A 17,429-nucleotide genomic window follows, 5' to 3' on the forward strand; every position below is an offset into this window, starting at 1 on the left:
CCATGGCAAACGTGCAAAGCGGCAAAATGATCGTCGGTCTGGATATCGGCACCTCCAAAGTGGTGGCGCTGGTAGGCGAGGTCGCGGACGACGGCCAGCTGGAAATCGTCGGGATCGGCACGCATCCGTCCCGCGGCCTGAAGAAGGGCGTGGTGGTCAACATCGAATCCACCGTGCAGTCGATCCAGCGCGCGATCGAAGAAGCCCAGCTGATGGCCGGCTGCCGCATTCACTCGGCGTTCGTCGGCGTGGCTGGCAATCACATCCGCAGCCTGAACTCCCACGGCATCGTCGCGATCCGTGATCGCGAAGTCAGCTCGGCGGACCTTGAGCGTGTACTCGACGCCGCCCAGGCCGTGGCGATCCCGGCTGACCAGCGCGTGCTGCACACCCTGCCGCAGGATTACGTGATCGATAACCAGGAAGGCGTGCGTGAGCCATTGGGCATGTCCGGCGTGCGTCTGGAAGCCAAGGTTCACGTGGTCACCTGCGCCGTCAACGCTGCTCAGAACATTGAAAAATGCGTGCGTCGCTGCGGTCTGGAAATCGACGACATCATTCTCGAGCAACTGGCCTCGGCCTACTCGGTGCTGACCGACGACGAGAAAGAACTGGGCGTGTGCCTGGTCGACATCGGCGGCGGCACCACCGACATCGCGATCTTCACTGAAGGCGCGATCCGTCACACCGCGGTGATCCCGATTGCCGGTGATCAAGTGACCAACGACATCGCCATGGCGTTGCGCACCCCGACCCAGTACGCCGAAGAGATCAAGATCCGTTACGCCTGCGCCCTGGCCAAACTGGCCGGTGCCGGCGAAACCATCAAGGTGCCGAGCGTTGGCGACCGTCCACCGCGTGAGCTGTCGCGTCAGGCCCTGGCCGAAGTGGTCGAGCCGCGTTACGACGAACTGTTCACCCTGATCCAGGCCGAGCTGCGTCGCAGCGGCTACGAAGACCTGATCCCGGCGGGCATCGTGCTCACCGGCGGTACCTCGAAAATGGAAGGCGCCACTGAACTGGCCGAAGAGATCTTCCACATGCCGGTGCGCCTTGGTGTGCCGCATGGCGTGAAAGGTCTGGATGACGTGGTGCGCAACCCGATTTATTCCACTGGCGTCGGTTTGTTGATGTACGGCCTGCAGAAGCAGTCCGACGGAGTTTCGTTCTCCGGCATCGGCAGCCGCGACAGCTACAGCAGCGAAGAGCCTCAGGCGCCGCTGCTGGACCGACTGAAAAAGTGGGTTCAGGGCAATTTTTAAAAGCAGCCTGGAGCGACAAGCTTCAAGCGGCAAGCAACTGCAGTAGATACACCGCTACAAACAGCAGTAGGCGAAAAAACTAGAGAATGTAAGGAGAGGGAAAATGTTCGAACTCGTAGACAACATCCCCGCAAGCCCGGTAATCAAAGTTATCGGTGTCGGCGGTGGCGGCGGCAACGCAGTCAATCACATGGTCAAGAGCAACATCGAAGGCGTTGAGTTCATCTGCGCCAACACCGATGCTCAAGCGCTGAAAAACATCGGCGCGCGGACCATCCTGCAACTGGGCACCGGCGTGACCAAGGGCCTGGGTGCCGGCGCCAATCCTGAAGTCGGCCGTCAAGCCGCTCTGGAAGACCGCGAGCGCATCGCTGAAGTGCTGGCCGGCACCAACATGGTGTTCATCACCACCGGCATGGGCGGCGGTACCGGTACCGGTGCAGCGCCGATCATCGCCGAAGTGGCCAAGGAAATGGGCATCCTGACCGTTGCGGTCGTGACCCGTCCGTTCCCGTTCGAAGGCCGCAAGCGTATGCAGATCGCCGACGAAGGCATCCGCATGCTTTCGGAAAGCGTCGACTCGCTGATCACCATTCCGAACGAAAAACTGCTGACCATCCTCGGTAAAGACGCAAGCCTGCTGTCGGCTTTCGCCAAGGCTGACGATGTACTGGCCGGTGCCGTTCGCGGTATCTCCGACATCATCAAGCGTCCGGGCATGATCAACGTCGACTTCGCCGACGTGCGCACCGTGATGAGCGAAATGGGCATGGCGATGATGGGCACTGGCTGCGCCAGCGGTCCGAACCGTGCACGTGAAGCCACCGAAGCGGCAATCCGCAACCCGCTGCTGGAAGACGTCAACCTGCAAGGCGCGCGCGGCATTCTGGTGAACATCACCGCCGGTCCTGACCTGTCCCTGGGTGAGTATTCCGACGTGGGTTCGATCATCGAAGCCTTTGCTTCCGAGCACGCGATGGTCAAGGTCGGTACTGTTATCGATCCGGACATGCGCGACGAGCTGCACGTAACCGTGGTTGCCACCGGTCTGGGCGCGAAAATCGAGAAGCCTGTAAAGGTCATCGACAACACCGTTCACACCTCGATGGCTTCGGCGCAGGTGCAACAACCGGCTCCGGCCCGTCAGGAGCAGCCAGCGGTGAACTACCGTGATCTGGACCGTCCGACCGTCATGCGCAACCAGGCCCAGGCCGGTGCCGCGGCTGCCGCGAAGATGAATCCGCAGGATGACCTGGATTACCTGGACATTCCGGCCTTCCTGCGTCGTCAGGCCGATTGATGGAATGTATCAGGGCTATGAAGGTGATTGGTGTTCAGCAAAGGCATGGTCTGCTATCATCGCCAGCCTTTGTTGATACCAGTTCGCAATTTGCGCTGAAGCGGCCCAAGCCATGATTAAACAACGCACACTGAAAAATATTATCCGTGCCACAGGTGTAGGCCTGCATTCCGGCGAGAAGGTCTATCTGACCCTCAAGCCTGCGCCTGTCGACACTGGCATTGTGTTTTGTCGCGCTGACCTCGACCCTGTGGTGCAGATTCCTGCCCGCGCGGAAAACGTCGGTGAAACCACTATGTCGACGACGCTGATCAATGGCGACGTCAAAGTGGACACGGTAGAGCACTTGCTCTCGGCCATGGCTGGCCTGGGCATCGATAACGCCTACGTCGAGCTCTCCGCGTCCGAAGTCCCGATCATGGATGGCAGCGCTGGACCCTTCGTATTCCTGATTCAATCGGCAGGCCTGGAAGAACAGGACGCCGCCAAGAAATTCATCCGCATCCTGCGTGAAGTGACAGTGGAAGATGGCGACAAGCGCGCCACTTTCGTCCCTTTCGAAGGCTTCAAGGTGAGCTTCGAGATCGATTTCGATCACCCGGTATTCCGGGACCGCACCCAGAGTGCAAGCGTGGATTTTTCCAGCACTTCGTTCGTAAAAGAAGTCAGCCGCGCTCGTACCTTTGGTTTCATGAGTGACATCGAGTACCTGCGCAAGCACAACCTCGCACTCGGCGGCAGCGTGGAAAACGCGATCGTGGTCGACGCTGATGGCGTGTTGAACGAAGACGGTCTTCGTTATGAAGACGAATTCGTCAAACACAAGATCCTCGACGCGATTGGCGACCTGTACCTGCTGGGCAACAGCCTGATTGGTGAGTTCAAAGGCTTCAAGTCCGGTCATGCACTGAACAATCAGCTGCTGCGCAAATTGATTGAGCAGACAGACGCTTGGGAAGTGGTGACGTTCGAAGACGCCAGCACCGCACCAATCTCTTACATGCGCCCGGTTGCGGCGGTGTAAGTAAAAAACCTCTCTAGTTTTTTGAAGGCCATCCTCGGATGGCCTTTTTTTATGCCCTTTCAAAAGCAAAAGATCGCAGCCTTCGGCAGCTCCTACAGGGGAACGCATTCCATATGTAGGAGCTGCCGAAGGCTGCGATCTTTTGACTTTAAACTGGCACTACAACGCGATTACGCCCGCCTTCCTTGGCCTGATACAGCGCTTTGTCCGCCGCAAACAGCAGCTGCTCCAGGGTCATCTCGCTCGCCGATGTCCACGTAGCAATGCCGATACTCACGGTCATCGCCCGCTCAGCGCCTTCAACCCAGGGCAAGTTTTCCACAGCCTGGCGAATCTGCTCGGCGATCTGCTGCGCCCCGGCGCTGTCGGTCTCGGCGAGAATCACCGAAAACTCTTCACCGCCATACCGCGCGACCAGATCCGCCGGGCGTCGCACGTTCGCCGTGATCACTTTGGCCAGTTCACGCAAGACCTGATCCCCAGCCTGATGGCCATGGCGATCATTGAAGGCCTTGAAGTGGTCGGCATCGATCATCATCACCGACAGCGGCTGGCCCGAGCGCTGGGCGCGGAACCATTCGTGGCGCAGGGTCTGATCGAGCATGCGCCGGTTGGCTACTCCGGTCAGATCATCGGTGGCAGCCAGTTGCGCCAGTTCGCGTTCGGCGCGATGGCGCAAACGCAGTTCCCGAGCGAGCAGCCAGGTCAGCCACAACAGCCCCAGGCACAACACGCCGGTGGCGCCGCTGATCAGGATCGCCGTGCGCCGCCAGGTGCCGAACACCTCCTCGCTGGACAGCGCCACCATCACCGTCAACGGCAGGTTGCCGACCCGCGAGTAGGTGTAGAGCCGCCGTTGTTTATCCATGGTCGAGGTACTGGTGAAACTGCCGCTGCCATCGCGGTCGTTGAGAATCCGCACGACGTTGGGCCGGTTGCCGAAACTCTTGCCGACCGAATCGCTCTGCAGATACGGCTTCTGCGCGAGCAGCACGCCATCGCTGTTGATGATGTTCAACGTGCTGTCGGTGCCGATGTCGAGGCTTTTGAACAGGTCGTCGAAGTAGTCGAGTTTCAGCGACGCCACCGCCACGCCGAGAAATCCGCCGGTCTGGGAGGAGATGCGTCGGCTGAAGCTGATGCGCCACTGATCGGCCTCTTCGCAATCGCAGCGGGTCTTGAACGGGCGGCTGATGAACATGCCGATGTCGCGGTTGAATGCGTGGGCGAGAAAATAATCGCGGTCGGCGAAATTGCCCGGTTTCGCTTCGATGCGCGAGAAGTCGGCGATCACCTCGCCATGCTTGTCGAGCAGCAGGATGTCGCCCTTGAAGCGCGCGGTGGCAGAGCGATCGAACAGCGCCAGATGACGGATCTGCGGCGAGACGTTCTGCAGGTCGTCACGCTGAGCGGCGGCGATCAGCCCTTGCAGCGTCAGGTCGTACAGCTCGACGGTGCGCAGCACATCGGCGTCGATCAATTGCGCGATGGTCGTGGCGCGGCGCGTGGCGACTTCCTGCGCACTGGCGTACTCGCGGATCAGCAGGAAGGTGACGATGCACACCATCGCAATCACGGTCAGCAGGCTGCCGAGGATCAGCAGGCGCTCGGGGCGACCGGTAAGGCCTGTGATGGAAGGCGTGCGGCTGGTGATCATGATGGGGGTTCGGGTTGGGGGATTCTAACAAGCGTAGTTGCACTATGAGCCTGCTCACACCTGTAGGAGCTGCCGAAGGCTGCGATCTTTTGATTTTCAAGAGCAAGATCAAAAGATCGCAGCCTTCGGCAGCTCCTACCAATAGGTTCAATGTTGATTGGGCTTCAGCCTGGTAGCGATCTTAGAAGACGTTGACCGGGTAGTCGATGATCACGCGGTATTCATCTGTATCCGAATCAATCGCGCCGTAGCCGTTGCCGCCCCGGTTGGTGGCCCATTGCAGGCGCACCGCGAGATCCTTGGCCTGGCCGCTTTGTACGACGTACTGCAAATCGATGTCGCGTTCCCAATGCTTGGCGTTGCGGCCATCGGCGCTGTACCAGCTCGAATAGCCTGCGCTGTTAGGGTCGGCTTTGGTCAGGTCGACCGTGCCGCGCGAGTAGGACAGCGCCGAAGTCAGGCCGGGCATGCCGACACCGGTGAAGTCATAGGCGTACTTGAGCTTCCAGGAGCGTTCGTTCGGGCCGTTGAAGTCCGAATACTGCTGCGAGTTGTCCAGATAAACGCTGTCGCCCTGGCTGATGTAGTCGAACGGCGTGTTGCCGTTGACCCGCTGATACGCGGCAGTGACGCTGTGGTTGCCGATGCCGACGGTGAGATGCGTGCTCCAGGTGTTGTTGTCGATGTTGCCCAGCAGCGCATCACCGGAGTCTTGCGTGTGATAGAAGTGCACGCCCGGGTTGAGGCTGACCAGATCGTTCAGTTGCCAGGTGTAGTCGAGGTCGTAGTAGTACTGGTTCCAGATGTCCTTGAGCTCGGACGCGTAAAGGCTGCTGGTCAGGCCCTCAACGCCGCTCCAGGCCACACCGGCCCAGTTCAGGTGCTGGCTTTCGTCGCCGTCGGCGAGGGTGCCGTATGACGTCCCGATGCGGGTATGACCACTCTGGTTATAGGGTTTGGTGAAACTGGCCTGGCCACCTTCGATCAGCCAGCCGTCGAAGCTGTGGTTGCTCAGGCTGATGCCACGGAAGGTCTGCGGCAGCATCCGCGTGTCACCGCCGGCGATGACCGGGTTGGTGAGGAACAGATCACCGGCCTTCAACTCGGTATCGAAGGCGCGCAGCTTCAACGTCCCGCCTGCGGTGGAGAACGAGCCCGGCGCTTTGCCGTTGCCATCGCTGATCGGCAGGATGCTCGAACCGTCGGTACCGCCACCACCGTCGAGTTTCAAGCCGAGCATGGCGTGGGCATCGAAGCCGAAGCCGACCGTGCCTTCGGTGTAGCCAGACTGGAACACGCCGAGAAAACCCTGACCCCACTCGATATTGTCGTCGGCCTTCTGCAAGCGGTTGCGATTCATGTAGTAGTTGCGGGCGTTGAGGTTGAGGCTCGAGCCTGCGACGAAGCCCTGTTGGGCAGACTCATCGGCGTGGACAGCGGGGGCAATCGTTGCGGCAATTGCAATGAACAGCGGGGTGAGGCGGGCAGGGTAAAACACGTGCGGTGGAGCTCCTTGGGTCAGCGGGCCGCTCTGGTTCTTGAGCGGCTTGATGTTTCTTGTTGTTACAGACGCGCCAGACGACTTTCAGACCACAACGAAAAAAAGGCCGCTGAATGGCAGCGGCCTGGAGTGACGACGGTTGAACGGGAAGAGCCAAACAACCGCGTCGAGGGAAACCTTTCGCGGTGAGACTCAGCTGTCTTTCTCGAGCGCTTGAGCCTGGGAAGTAGCGGCCTGCGGGGATTGCGTCGCGTCTTGAGCCTTGGCCATCACTTCGGCCTGATGCTGATCGAATGCCTGCGCACGAGCGACGTTGTGCGCCACGAACGCTTGCGATTCTTCAGCCATCGCCATCGGCGACAGAATCAATGAGGACAAAACGAATGCGCTGGCAATACCCATACTGTTGGACATCTTGAAAACCTTCTCGCTTGGCGAGTGCTGTTTGGTGCGGGCAAAGATAAGGTTGCCGGCAGTCGGGAAACAGCGTGATTTTCATAAATGACTGTTACAGCAAAAGCAAAGATCGGCACGGGTAACAACCCGCTCTGTGCGTGATGGTGGCCTGCGGTGAGGGGATTTATCCCCGTTGGGCTGCGAAGCGGCCCCAAGAATTCCAGCCTCAAAGATTCTTGGACCTTGTGCACAGGATTTGCGACTGCTGCGCAGCCGAGCGGGGATAAATCCCCTCGCCACAGGGCTTGGCTGAGCATTCAGACCGGGAGGTTGATGCCGAAGGTGTTCATCCCCCGATCACTGCGCACAAACACATCTCCGCCATGCATCAGCGCAATCGCCTTGACGATGGCCAGCCCCAGCCCGTGGTTATTGCCGCTGTTGCTACGCGAGGCATCAACCCGATAAAACCGCTCGAACAACCTCGGCAGATGCTCGCTGGCAATCGGCGTCCCGGGATTGGCCACGCCAATGCTCACCTGATGTTCTTCAACTTCGATGCGCACTTCGATCACTTGACCCGGTTCGGTGTGCTGCACCGCATTGCTGAGCAAATTGATCAACGCCCGGCGCAAATGCGCGACCTCGATCTGCACCTGCGCATCGCCGCTGACCTGCACTTCAACCCGCGCGTCTTCAAGGATGAAATCCAGATAGTCCAGCGTCGTCGCCACTTCATCAGCCAATGACGTCGAGGTCAGTTTGGTCGCCTTGTTGCCCTGATCGGCGCTGGCCAGAAACAGCATGTCGTTGATGATCGAGCGCAGCCGTTCCAGCTCTTCGAGGTTCGATTGCAGCACTTCGAAATAGTGTTCGGCCGAGCGCCCGCGAGTCAGCGCGACCTGGGTCTGGCCGATCAGGTTGGTCAGCGGCGAACGCAGTTCATGGGCGACGTCGGCGTTGAACGATTCCAGCCGTGAATAGGCCAGTTCTACCCGTTCCAGGGTCGAGTTGAACGACTCGACAAACTGTTCCAGTTCCGGCGGCAGCGGCGACAGGCGCAAGCGTCCGGCGCGCAGTGGTGGGGCCAGACGCTGGGCTTCCTGCGATAGTTTGATCAACGGCTTCAGACCGATTCTTGCGACCCAATAGCCCAATGCAGAGGCCAGCAGCACCCCGACAATCGCCAGACTGATCAGGGCGATGAGCAAGTGATGCTGGGTCTGATGCAGCGTCTCGGTGTCGATGCCGATCATGAAACGCAACGGCGGGCGCTGATCCTTGGCGGGGAACTGACTGACCAGCACTTTCAGTGGGTAGGGTTGATCGGGCAGTTGCAGATCGTGCATGCCCAACGGGCCATTGATGGCGGCACGAATCTGCGGGGTGAGATTGCCGTATTCGTAGCGCGGATCACCGCTGCTGATCCAGAAGCTGATGCGCTTGTCTTCCTCACCGAGCAGTTTGAGCTTGTTGTTGATCTTCACCCAATGCTCCGGCGTGCCGTAACGCCCGACGGTGGATTCGAGCACGCTGTACCGCGCATCCAGCTCGGCTTCGGGCAACAATCCCAAGCCCTTGTCGACCTGCTGATACAGCGCGCCGCCAATCAGCAGAAACACCAATAGCGCCACCAGCGTGAACATGCCGCTCAGGCGCAAGGCGATCGAGTTACTGGACACCACGGCTCTCCAGCACATAACCCATACCGCGAATGGTGTGCAGCAGCTTTTCGTTGAACGGCCCGTCGAGCTTGGCGCGCAGGCGTTTGATCGCGACTTCGACGACGTTGGCGTCACTGTCGAAATTGATGTCCCAGACCATTTCCGCGATTGCGGTCTTCGAAAGGATTTCGCCCTGGCGACGGGCGAGCACGCTGAGCAGGGAAAACTCTTTCGCGGTCAGATCCAGGCGCGTGCCGGCGCGGGTGGCCTTGCGGCTGATCAGGTCGATCCACAGGTCGGCGATGGTCACTTGCACCGGCTCATGGCCGCCGCTGCGGCGGGTCAGCGCTTGCAGGCGGGCGACCAGTTCGAGAAAGGAAAACGGTTTGCCGAGGTAATCGTCGGCGCCGTCGCGCAGGCCCTTGATGCGGTCTTCGACGCGCTCGCGGGCGGTGAGCATGATCACCGGGGTCTGCTTGCGCGCACGCAATGCGCGCAGTACGCCGAAGCCATCGAGCCCCGGCAGCATGACGTCGAGGACGATCACGGCGTAGTCGCATTCCAGCGCCAGATGCAGGCCTTCGACACCGTCGCGGGCAAGGTCGACGGTGTAGCCCTGTTCGGTCAGGCCTCGGTGCAGATAGTCCGCGGTTTTTTCTTCGTCTTCGATAATCAGAACGCGCATGACCGCCTCAGTCTGTGGTCGCCAGTGCCGTTGCGGGCGTTGGGGCTGGTGGGTGTGAGTGCCGGTGAAACAGCCGCTCGAGCCATAAGTATATGACCGGCGTGGTGAACAGCGTCAGCATCTGGCTGACCAGCAAACCGCCGACCACGGCAATGCCCAACGGCTGGCGCAGTTCAGCGCCGGTGCCGTAACCGAGCATCAGCGGCAACGCACCGAGCAGGGCGGCGAGGGTGGTCATGATGATCGGCCGGAACCGGGTGATGCACGCTTCGAAAATCGCCTCCTGCGGCGTCAAACCACGCTGGCGCTGCGCCTCGAGCGCGAAGTCGATCATCAGAATGCCGTTCTTCTTGACGATACCGATCAGCAGCACCAGGCCGATCAACGCCATGATCGAAAAGTCCTGGCCGCAGATCCACAGCATGATCACCGCGCCGAGGCCTGCCGCCGGCAGGGTCGAAATGATCGTCAGCGGATGCACGAAGCTTTCATAAAGCACGCCGAGAATGATGTACACCGCCACCAGCGCCGCCAGAATCAGCCACGGCTGGCTGGCCAGCGAACTCTGGAACGCCTGCGCTGCACCCTGGAAATTGCCGCTGATCGCGGTGGGCATGCCGATCTCGGCCTTGGCCTGGTTGAGCTGAATCACCGCATCGCCCAATGCCACGCCAGGGGCGAGGTTGAATGACATGTTGGCGGCGGGGAACATGCCGTCGTGAGCAATCGACAGCGGGCCGATGGTTGGCGCGTCAAACCTTGCCAGCGCCGACAGCGGCACCATCTCGCCGCTCAGTGGCGAGCGCAGGTAGAAATAGTTGAGGCTTTCGGCCTTGCCGCGCTGTTTGGTATCCAGTTCCAGAATCACGTTGTACTGGTTGACCTGGGTCTGGAATTCATTGATCTGCCGTTGGCCGAATGCATCGTACAGCGCCTCGTCGACATCGCTGGCGGTCAGGCCGAAACGCGCGGCGGCGCTGCGGTCGATGCTGATGTGAGTGATGCTGCCGCCCAGTTGCAGGTCATTGGATATGTCGCGGAATGCCGGATTGCTGCGCAGTTTTTCGGTCAGGCGCTGGGTCCAGGTGGCGAGGGTCGCGCCGTCGTTGCTCTTGAGTACGTATTGGTACTGCGCACGGCTGGGGCCGGAGCTTAGGTTGATGTCCTGCCCGGCGCGCAGATACAGGACGATGCCGGGGACTTTCATCAGTTGCGGGCGGATGCGGTCGATGAACTGGCTGGCGCTGACATCGCGATCGCCACGTTTTTTCAGGGCGATCCAGAAGCGCCCGTTGGCGATGGTCTGGTTGCTGCCGGAAACCCCGACCGAGTGCGAGAACGCCTGCACCGCCGGATCGGCTGCAACGATTTCGGCCATCGCCAAGTGTTTTTTCACCATGTCGCCGTAGGAGATATCCGCAGCGGCTTCGGTGGTGCCGAGGACAAAACCGGTGTCCTGCACCGGAAAGAAACCCTTGGGAATAAAGATGTAACCGGCAACAGCCAGCGCCAAAGATAAGCCGAACACACCAATCATCAATTTCTGATGATCGAGGGCGCGGCGCAGGCCCTTTTCGTACCAGCCGAGCAGGCGTTCGCTGAAACCGGGTTTGGCGTTGGCGTGATGTACCGGCTTACGCATAAACAGCGCGGCAAGGGTTGGCGCCAGGGTCAGCGACACCACCACGGAAATCATGATCGTCGAAGTCGCGGTCAGGGCGAATTCCTTGAACAGCCGCCCGACTACACCGCCCATGAACAGCAGCGGAATGAACGCCGCCACCAGTGAGAAACTGATCGAAACGACGGTGAAGCCAATCTCGCCGGCCCCCTTGATCGCCGCCTCGCGCATGTCATCGCCGGCCTCGAGATGGCGATGGATGTTTTCCACCACCACGATCGCATCGTCCACGACGAAGCCGACCGCGACGACGATCGCCACCAGCGTCAGGTTGTTCAGGCTGAAGCCGAGGATGTACATCAGGGCGAAACTGGCGATCAGCGAGACGCCGAGCACCGCCGAAACAATCAGCGTCGCCGATAACTGCCGCAGGAACAGCGCCATCACCGCGACCACCAGCAGGATCGCGATCAGCAAAGTGATTTCCACCTCATGCAGCGAGGCGCGAATGGTCTGCGTGCGGTCAATCAGGGTTTTCACCTGCACCGAGGCCGGCAGCATCGCTTCGAGGCCGGGCAGGGCGGCCTGAATGCGGTCGACGGTTTCAACAATGTTGGCGCCGGGCTGGCGGAAAATCACCAGATTCACGCCGGGGCGATCTCCGGCCCACGCCTGCACGTAGGCATCTTCCGCACCGTTGACGACTTTGGCGACATCGCGCAGGTGAACCGGGGCGCCATCCTTGTAGGAAACGATGAGCTCGCTGTAGTCCTCGGGGTGGAACAGCTGGTCGTTGGTCGACAGCGTCGAGATGCTCGATTCGCCGTACAGCGCACCTTTGGCCAGATTAAGACTGGTTTGCTGGATCGCCAGCCGAATGTCGGCCAGCGTCAGGCCGATGGCCGCGAGTTTGTCCGCCGAGGCTTGTACGCGAATCGCCGGGCGTTGCTGACCGGTGATGTTGATCTGGCCGACGCCGTCGACCTGACTGATCTGACGCGAGAGCAGGGTTTCCACCAGGTCGCTGAGTTCGGTGCCGGGCATCTGTGTCGAGCTGACACTGAGGATCAGCACCGGGCTGTCGGCCGGGTTAACCTTCTTCCACGTTGGCAGCGTCGGCATGTCTTTGGGCAACTTACCGGCGGCGGTGTTGATTGCCGCCTGTACTTCCTGAGCGGCGGTGTCGATGCTTTTATCGAGGGTAAATTGCAGGGTCAGCAGAGTTGAGCCCAGCGCGCTGCTGGAGGTCATCTGGGTCATGCCGGGGATGGCGCTGAATTGCACCTCCAGCGGCGTCGCCACCGAGGACGCCATGGTGTCGGGACTGGCGCCGGGTAACTGCGCCGACACTTGAATCGTAGGAAATTCCGCTTCCGGCAGTGGCGCAATCGGCAAACGCGGGAAGGCAATTACGCCGACCAGTACCAGAGCGAACGTCAGCAAAATCGTCGCCACCGGGTGATCGATGCACCAGGTCGAGATGCCCTTGTGCGAGTTCATGGCTTCGGCTCCGCCTGCACCACTTGCGCTGGCTCGCTCATGACTTGCACGCTCGAGCCCGGTTTGAGTCGCGACTGGCCGTCGGTCACCAGCACGTCACCAGCGTTGACACCTTTGATGATGTCCTGGCCGCTGCCCTGATAAACCATTTGCACCGGCACCGCCTCGACCTTGTCGTCCTTCACGCGGTAAACAAAGTGTTGTTCGAGGCCACGCTGTACGACGGTGGGCGGAACCACCAGCGCATCTTTATCCACAGCGGTCTGAATTTTTACCGTCACCAGCAAACCCGGCCAGAGCTTCTGGCTGGCATTGGCGAATTCGGCCTTGGCGCGGATGGTGCCAGTGTTGGCGTTGATCTGATTGTCGATCAGGGTCAGCTGACCTTCGCCGAGCAGATTGCCGGTTTCGCCATCAGTATCGGCTCCGATGTAGGCCTTGACCGGGGCGCGTTGCGGATCGCTGATCAGACTCTGCAGGGTCGGCAGCATCTGCTGCGGCAGGGAGAACTCGACGGCGATCGGGTCGATCTGCGTGACGGTGAACAGGCCCTGGGTGTCGGTCATGCGCAGGAAGTTGCCTTCATCGACCGTACGAATACCGACGCGCCCGGTGACCGGGGAGCGAATCTGCGTGTAGGACAGTTGCACCTGCGCCGCATCGATCGAGGCCTGATTGCCTTGCGCGGTGGCTTTGAGCTGATTGACCAAGGCCTGTTGCTGGTCGAAGGTCTGTTTCGATACGCCGTCATCGACGCTGAGCAGTTTGTAGCGCTTGAGATTGACCAGCGCGACCTGCAACTGCGCCTGACTCTCCCCCAACTGCGCCCGGGCCTGATCGAGGCTGGCGCGGATCGAGCGGTCGTCGATGGTCGCGAGCAGGTCGCCTGCTTTGACCACTTGACCTTCCTTGACCAAGATCTTCGTCAGGATCCCGTCGATCTGCGGGCGCACCACCACGCTGTGCAGCGACAGCACCGAGCCGATGCCGCTGGTGTAACGCGGCACGTCTTTGGCGCTGACCGTTACGACGCGTACCGGGATGGCGGTCGGACTGGCCAGTTTGGTCGGCGCTGGCTTGAGCGCGAACCACAGGCCGGCGGCTGCCAGCAGAATCAGGAGAGTGGCCAGCAGGATTTTAGTTTTCTGGATGGACATGCGCGGCGCCGAAGTCTGGAGTTTGGGCAGATTGACCAGTTATAAACCGGTCAGGCGGTCGGCAGGGTGACGGCTGGCTGTCAGGATTGTCAGTTTCGTTTGGATAGATGGGGAGTAGCAATGTGCGGCGATGGTCTTGTGTTGGATTCGCCCCTCACCCCAGCCCTCTCCCCAAGGAGAGGGAGCCGATTTGTGGGCTTTTCGAACCTGAGTTCGACTCGGTATCCCGTGTCGGCGAACCTCGAGTAAACACCTCGGTCTGTCCCCTCTCCCTCGGGAGTGGGTTAGGGTGAGGGGAAAACCGTTCAGCGCATCGCGCAAATCTTCAGATGCCGAGCCAGAGCGCACAGGTATACTGCGCGCCTTTGCGGCTCACTGATCGGGCCGACTTTTTGTTCCCGGAGCTTTTATGACTTCCCCGACCCAACCGCCGGTTGACGACGCTGTGAGCGACGTCCCGGCTGAAGTGGCTGACGCCAGCGAAACCAAGGCCGAGATTCCGGCGTTCAAGTTCCCGTTCAAGCCGGGCGAGCTGGCTTCGGCGAAAGGCTCGAATCAGCCGTGGTACAAGAATGGCGCGAAGAATGGCCATACCAAAACCCCGGGCATGGCGCCGCCGGGTACGCGTCGGTCGATGGGCAAGCGCTGACATCGGAAAGTGATGGTGGCGGCCTCTTCGCGAGCAGGCTCGCTCCCACATTGGATTTGTGTAGAACCCAAACCTGTGGGAGCGAGCCTGCTCGCGAAAGCGACAGCCGCTACAGCACAAATATCAGATCAAGCCGCGCGCAATGAAATGAACGCATAAGTCTGCGCCGGTTCCGTCACTACTTGCCCGCCCGCAGCCAGCACTTGCCCGGCGACATCATCGCCGGACAAATGAAACAGCCATTCACTGGTTCGCGCCGCCAGCGGTTGCGCGCTCACCTGGTCGATCACTGCCGCAAAGGCATCCATGTTCGGCAAGTACGCGGTGAACCCGTCGCCCTTGAGCGCCGTGGTGCGAATCCCCAACGTTGCGCAGATCGCATCTTTGAGTTTGATGTCATCCCGATCCGCCTGACGCGAACGCTGGATCAGCTCAACCAGTTCCCGATCAACCAACTCACCGCCCACAATCAGCTCCGGCCCCTGCTCCCAGGACTCTGGCGGGCAATCCTTGGCAGCTGGATTGAGCGGGATGTGCGGATTGATTTCCGCCGGGTAAATCCGGCACACCAGCGGGCGCCGCTCGTAGATTCGGCAGCGCTTGTCGTCGTCAAGATTCCGGCAGGGGCCGACGTTGTAGGCGGCAAAGGTGATCGCCACATGAGCATCGGCAGTGCCACTGCGGACCACTGCCGAACGGCGCTCGGCATGTTCGCGCTGCTGCGCCGGCAGGCCCAGGCCATTGCCGAGAAACGCCTCGACCAGCACGATCACCTGACCGCCATCCGCCGCCCACATGCGGGCCTCGGCGAGCGTCAGCGGGACATGGTGATCGGTACAGCATTTGCCGCAACCTACGCAGGAAAACGTCGTATTCATTGAGCGATCTGTCTTCAATCAGGGTGTGAAACGACGGCAGAAAACCATCGCACAGAACCGGATCGAAGCAAGGACTGCGCCACTCAGTGGGTTTTCGTGACCGGGCGAATCGCATCCCACTCGGTGACGTACGCGGTTTTCGACTGTTTGTTGTACAGGCACAGCTCGCTGCCTTGCTGGCCTTTCATGTGTTTTTGCGGGTATTGGCCTTGCAGCAGAACGGCGGTGTAACCGACGCGGTCGTCGAATTGCGCAGGTGTGCCGACCGGTTTGACGTTTTTCAGACCGCTGGCCTTGGTGCAACTGGCGAGCACGGTCTTGTCGTAAGCGGCCCAGGCGTCGGGGCTGGAGGCGTGGGCCTGGGAGGCCAGGGCGGTGAGGCTGAGCAGGGCCAGGGTGAAGGCTTTCATGGTTGGGCATCCTTGGTTATGGCCAAGGTTTGAGTCTGCCTGAAGAGTTTTGTTGCCTGGGGCACCGCTAAAAGATCGCAGCCTTCGGCAGCTCCTACATGGAAATGCGGTTTCCTGTAGGAGCTGCCGGAGGCTGCGATCTTTTGACTTTGATCAGTCCGGCACCAATTCCCGGCGGACCACATACATCCCGACACTCTCATACAACCGCCGCGCCCGCAGGTTGTCCTCCAGAACCCGCAAATCGACAAACCCCTCGCCTCGCTGTTGAAAGACGCTGAAGGCATGCAGCAACAACGCCCGCCCAAGGCCCCGGCCCTGCATTCGTGGATGCACCACCAGACTCTTGATATACGCACTGGTCCAGCACTGCGCCACGCCCACCACGCCCTCGGCATCGCAGGCCACGAAACACAATGCTGGATCGTATTCAGGGTCGCTGGCAAAGCGCTGACGCCAGTCGTGCAGTGACGGCACTCGACCGCCACCTTCCAGCTGTCCGAGCTGCATCAGCTGATGCACTGCCGGCGCCAGCTCCTCGCGGTAGACGGACAACTCAATCCCCTCCGGCCACTGCGCATCCGGCAGAACCCCACTCAAGTCGCGGCGCAGCAGAAAGCAAAAAGTCTCGGCCAAGACTCAGTGCCCGTTGGCCGCGACGTGCTTGGCGGCTTCGATCAGGCGTTGGGTCAGCTCCGGTGAGGAGAACTTGGTCAGCACCGCATTGGCACCGGCCAGCCGGGCCTTTTCACTGTTCATCGCGCTGTCGAGGGAGGTGTGCAGCAGCACGTACAGGTGAGCAAAGTCCGGGGTCTCGCGCAGGGTTCGGGTGAAGGCGTAGCCGTCCATTTCCGACATTTCGATGTCGGAGACGATCAGGTTGATCTGCTGCGCGGTGCCTTGCAGGTCGAGCAGGCAGTCGATGGCTTCCTTGGCACTGCGCGCGGTGTGGCATTGCAGGCCCAGATTGCGCAGGGTGTGCACCGATTGCTGCAGGGCCACCTGGCTGTCGTCGACCACCAGAATGCGCGCGTTGCCGAGCACTTCGGCGTCTTCCATGGTCAGGTCGGTGGGCGCCATTTCGATCTGCGCCGGGGCGATGCTGTGGATGACTTTTTCGATATCCAGCACCTGCACCAGCGTACCGTCCACCGAGGTCACGCCGGTGATGTAGGCGCGCGAGCCGCCGGAGCCGAACGGTGGCGGCTTGATGTCGGTGGTCAGGCAATGGACGATCTTGCTCACCGCCTGCACATGCAGACCCTGCTTGGAACGGCTGACATCGGTGACGATCAGGCAGCCACCGTTGGGATCTTCCAGCGGCCGCTCGCCGATCGCGCGGCTGAGGTCGATCACCGACAGCGATGCACCGCGCAGGGAGGCGATGCCTTTGACGTGCGGGTGCGACTCCGGCAGCTTGGTCAGCGGCGGGCAGGGGATGATTTCACTGACTTTCAGCAGGTTGATCGCCATCAGCTTGCCGCTGCGCAAGGTAAACAGCAGAAGCGAAAGTGAATCTGCGCGGGCTTTGGTGGAGGACATAAGAACCTTCTGTGGGGCGAGAGTGTAAATCGCCAGAAACCTTTGATGCCGTGTTATCGGCGTCAGAAGGTTGGGCTTTAGCTCAGTTGTTGGCTGGACAAAAAACATCTGTGGCGAGGGGATTCATCCCCGTTGGGTCGCGTAGCGGCCGCAAAAGACGGGACCGCTGCGCAGTCCAACGGG

General features: G+C 60.6%; 15 protein-coding genes. 4 read left to right on the forward strand and 11 right to left on the reverse strand.

Translation table 11 applies throughout. The features are described 5' to 3' along the window. Positions 1 to 2: 2 nt before the first annotated feature. From ftsA to lpxC, 3 genes are all read left to right on the forward strand, one after another. A complete protein-coding gene (gene ftsA, locus AB4N47_RS01670) occupies positions 3 to 1,262 on the forward strand; it encodes a cell division protein FtsA (RefSeq protein WP_016773282.1) in 1,260 nt (419 codons plus the stop codon). A 103-nt stretch (positions 1,263 to 1,365) separates the two neighbouring features. Next, on the forward strand, positions 1,366 to 2,562 hold the full coding sequence (gene ftsZ / locus AB4N47_RS01675; RefSeq protein ID WP_016773283.1) for a cell division protein FtsZ: 1,197 nt from the start codon (positions 1,366 to 1,368) through the stop codon (positions 2,560 to 2,562). A 112-nt stretch (positions 2,563 to 2,674) separates the two neighbouring features. Further along, complete coding sequence (lpxC, locus tag AB4N47_RS01680) at positions 2,675 to 3,586, forward strand: UDP-3-O-acyl-N-acetylglucosamine deacetylase (RefSeq protein WP_007916984.1); 912 nt, start codon at positions 2,675 to 2,677, stop codon at positions 3,584 to 3,586. 148 nt (positions 3,587 to 3,734) lie between these two features. Here lpxC and AB4N47_RS01685 read toward each other — a convergent pair whose 3' ends face one another. From AB4N47_RS01685 to AB4N47_RS01715, 7 genes are all read right to left on the reverse strand, one after another. Then, positions 3,735 to 5,243 (reverse strand): sensor domain-containing diguanylate cyclase, encoded by a 1,509-nt coding sequence (locus tag AB4N47_RS01685; RefSeq protein ID WP_341639451.1) that lies wholly within the window; start codon positions 5,241 to 5,243, stop codon positions 3,735 to 3,737. Positions 5,244 to 5,424: 181 nt separating this feature from the next. Further along, positions 5,425 to 6,741, reverse strand: coding sequence for an OprD family porin (locus tag AB4N47_RS01690; RefSeq protein WP_341638837.1), 1,317 nt, complete (start codon positions 6,739 to 6,741; stop codon positions 5,425 to 5,427). 195 nt (positions 6,742 to 6,936) lie between these two features. Then, entirely contained in the window at positions 6,937 to 7,158 is a 222-nt protein-coding gene (locus AB4N47_RS01695) for a hypothetical protein (RefSeq protein ID WP_016773285.1), read from the reverse strand. Positions 7,159 to 7,457: 299 nt separating this feature from the next. Further along, positions 7,458 to 8,822: a heavy metal sensor histidine kinase gene (locus tag AB4N47_RS01700; RefSeq protein WP_341638838.1), complete on the reverse strand. Its 1,365-nt coding sequence runs from the start codon at positions 8,820 to 8,822 to the stop codon at positions 7,458 to 7,460. Further along, positions 8,812 to 9,489 (reverse strand): heavy metal response regulator transcription factor, encoded by a 678-nt coding sequence (locus AB4N47_RS01705; protein ID WP_016773287.1) that lies wholly within the window; start codon positions 9,487 to 9,489, stop codon positions 8,812 to 8,814. Before AB4N47_RS01705 ends, AB4N47_RS01700 begins: the two co-directional genes overlap by 11 nt. Before the next feature lie 7 nt (positions 9,490 to 9,496). Further along, positions 9,497 to 12,610 carry a multidrug efflux RND transporter permease subunit gene (locus AB4N47_RS01710; protein ID WP_341638839.1) on the reverse strand — a complete coding sequence of 1,038 codons (3,114 nt, stop codon included), beginning with the start codon at positions 12,608 to 12,610 and terminating at the stop codon, positions 9,497 to 9,499. Continuing rightward, positions 12,607 to 13,767 carry an efflux RND transporter periplasmic adaptor subunit gene (locus AB4N47_RS01715; RefSeq protein ID WP_341638840.1) on the reverse strand — a complete coding sequence of 387 codons (1,161 nt, stop codon included), beginning with the start codon at positions 13,765 to 13,767 and terminating at the stop codon, positions 12,607 to 12,609. The genes AB4N47_RS01710 and AB4N47_RS01715 overlap by 4 nt, the downstream gene beginning before the upstream one ends. 409 nt (positions 13,768 to 14,176) lie before the next feature. Between AB4N47_RS01715 and AB4N47_RS01720 the strand changes: the two genes are divergently transcribed. Beyond that, on the forward strand, positions 14,177 to 14,416 hold the full coding sequence (locus AB4N47_RS01720; protein ID WP_016773292.1) for a hypothetical protein: 240 nt from the start codon (positions 14,177 to 14,179) through the stop codon (positions 14,414 to 14,416). A 128-nt stretch (positions 14,417 to 14,544) separates the two neighbouring features. Here the strand turns inward: AB4N47_RS01720 and AB4N47_RS01725 are convergent, their stop codons facing one another. The 4 genes from AB4N47_RS01725 to AB4N47_RS01740 all read right to left on the reverse strand — a co-directional run bounded on the left by AB4N47_RS01725 (position 14,545) and on the right by AB4N47_RS01740 (position 17,246). Continuing rightward, positions 14,545 to 15,294: a YkgJ family cysteine cluster protein gene (locus AB4N47_RS01725; RefSeq protein ID WP_341638841.1), complete on the reverse strand. Its 750-nt coding sequence runs from the start codon at positions 15,292 to 15,294 to the stop codon at positions 14,545 to 14,547. Positions 15,295 to 15,377: 83 nt separating this feature from the next. Continuing rightward, entirely contained in the window at positions 15,378 to 15,704 is a 327-nt protein-coding gene (locus tag AB4N47_RS01730) for a hypothetical protein (protein ID WP_341638842.1), read from the reverse strand. Positions 15,705 to 15,857: 153 nt separating this feature from the next. Then, a complete protein-coding gene (locus tag AB4N47_RS01735) occupies positions 15,858 to 16,340 on the reverse strand; it encodes a GNAT family N-acetyltransferase (RefSeq protein WP_341638843.1) in 483 nt (160 codons plus the stop codon). A 3-nt stretch (positions 16,341 to 16,343) separates the two neighbouring features. Beyond that, positions 16,344 to 17,246 carry a chemotaxis protein CheV gene (locus AB4N47_RS01740; protein WP_016773296.1) on the reverse strand — a complete coding sequence of 301 codons (903 nt, stop codon included), beginning with the start codon at positions 17,244 to 17,246 and terminating at the stop codon, positions 16,344 to 16,346. Positions 17,247 to 17,429: the final 183 nt, after the last annotated feature.

It is taken from the genome of Pseudomonas sp. S3_G06 (assembly GCF_054667565.1).

What these genes read in the sequence shown, in the direction of transcription:
- ftsA (WP_016773282.1), top strand. Translation starts at nt 3, where the DNA reads ATGGCAAACGTGCAAAGCGGCAAAATGATCGTCGGTCTGGATATCGGC.
- ftsZ (WP_016773283.1), top strand. Translation starts at nt 1,366, where the DNA reads ATGTTCGAACTCGTAGACAACATCCCCGCAAGCCCGGTAATCAAAGTT.
- lpxC (WP_007916984.1), top strand. Translation starts at nt 2,675, where the DNA reads ATGATTAAACAACGCACACTGAAAAATATTATCCGTGCCACAGGTGTA.
- AB4N47_RS01685 (WP_341639451.1), bottom strand. Translation starts at nt 5,243, where the DNA reads ATGATCACCAGCCGCACGCCTTCCATCACAGGCCTTACCGGTCGCCCC.
- AB4N47_RS01695 (WP_016773285.1), bottom strand. Translation starts at nt 7,158, where the DNA reads ATGTCCAACAGTATGGGTATTGCCAGCGCATTCGTTTTGTCCTCATTG.
- AB4N47_RS01705 (WP_016773287.1), bottom strand. Translation starts at nt 9,489, where the DNA reads ATGCGCGTTCTGATTATCGAAGACGAAGAAAAAACCGCGGACTATCTG.
- AB4N47_RS01710 (WP_341638839.1), bottom strand. Translation starts at nt 12,610, where the DNA reads ATGAACTCGCACAAGGGCATCTCGACCTGGTGCATCGATCACCCGGTG.
- AB4N47_RS01715 (WP_341638840.1), bottom strand. Translation starts at nt 13,767, where the DNA reads ATGTCCATCCAGAAAACTAAAATCCTGCTGGCCACTCTCCTGATTCTG.
- AB4N47_RS01720 (WP_016773292.1), top strand. Translation starts at nt 14,177, where the DNA reads ATGACTTCCCCGACCCAACCGCCGGTTGACGACGCTGTGAGCGACGTC.
- AB4N47_RS01725 (WP_341638841.1), bottom strand. Translation starts at nt 15,294, where the DNA reads ATGAATACGACGTTTTCCTGCGTAGGTTGCGGCAAATGCTGTACCGAT.
- AB4N47_RS01730 (WP_341638842.1), bottom strand. Translation starts at nt 15,704, where the DNA reads ATGAAAGCCTTCACCCTGGCCCTGCTCAGCCTCACCGCCCTGGCCTCC.
- AB4N47_RS01740 (WP_016773296.1), bottom strand. Translation starts at nt 17,246, where the DNA reads ATGTCCTCCACCAAAGCCCGCGCAGATTCACTTTCGCTTCTGCTGTTT.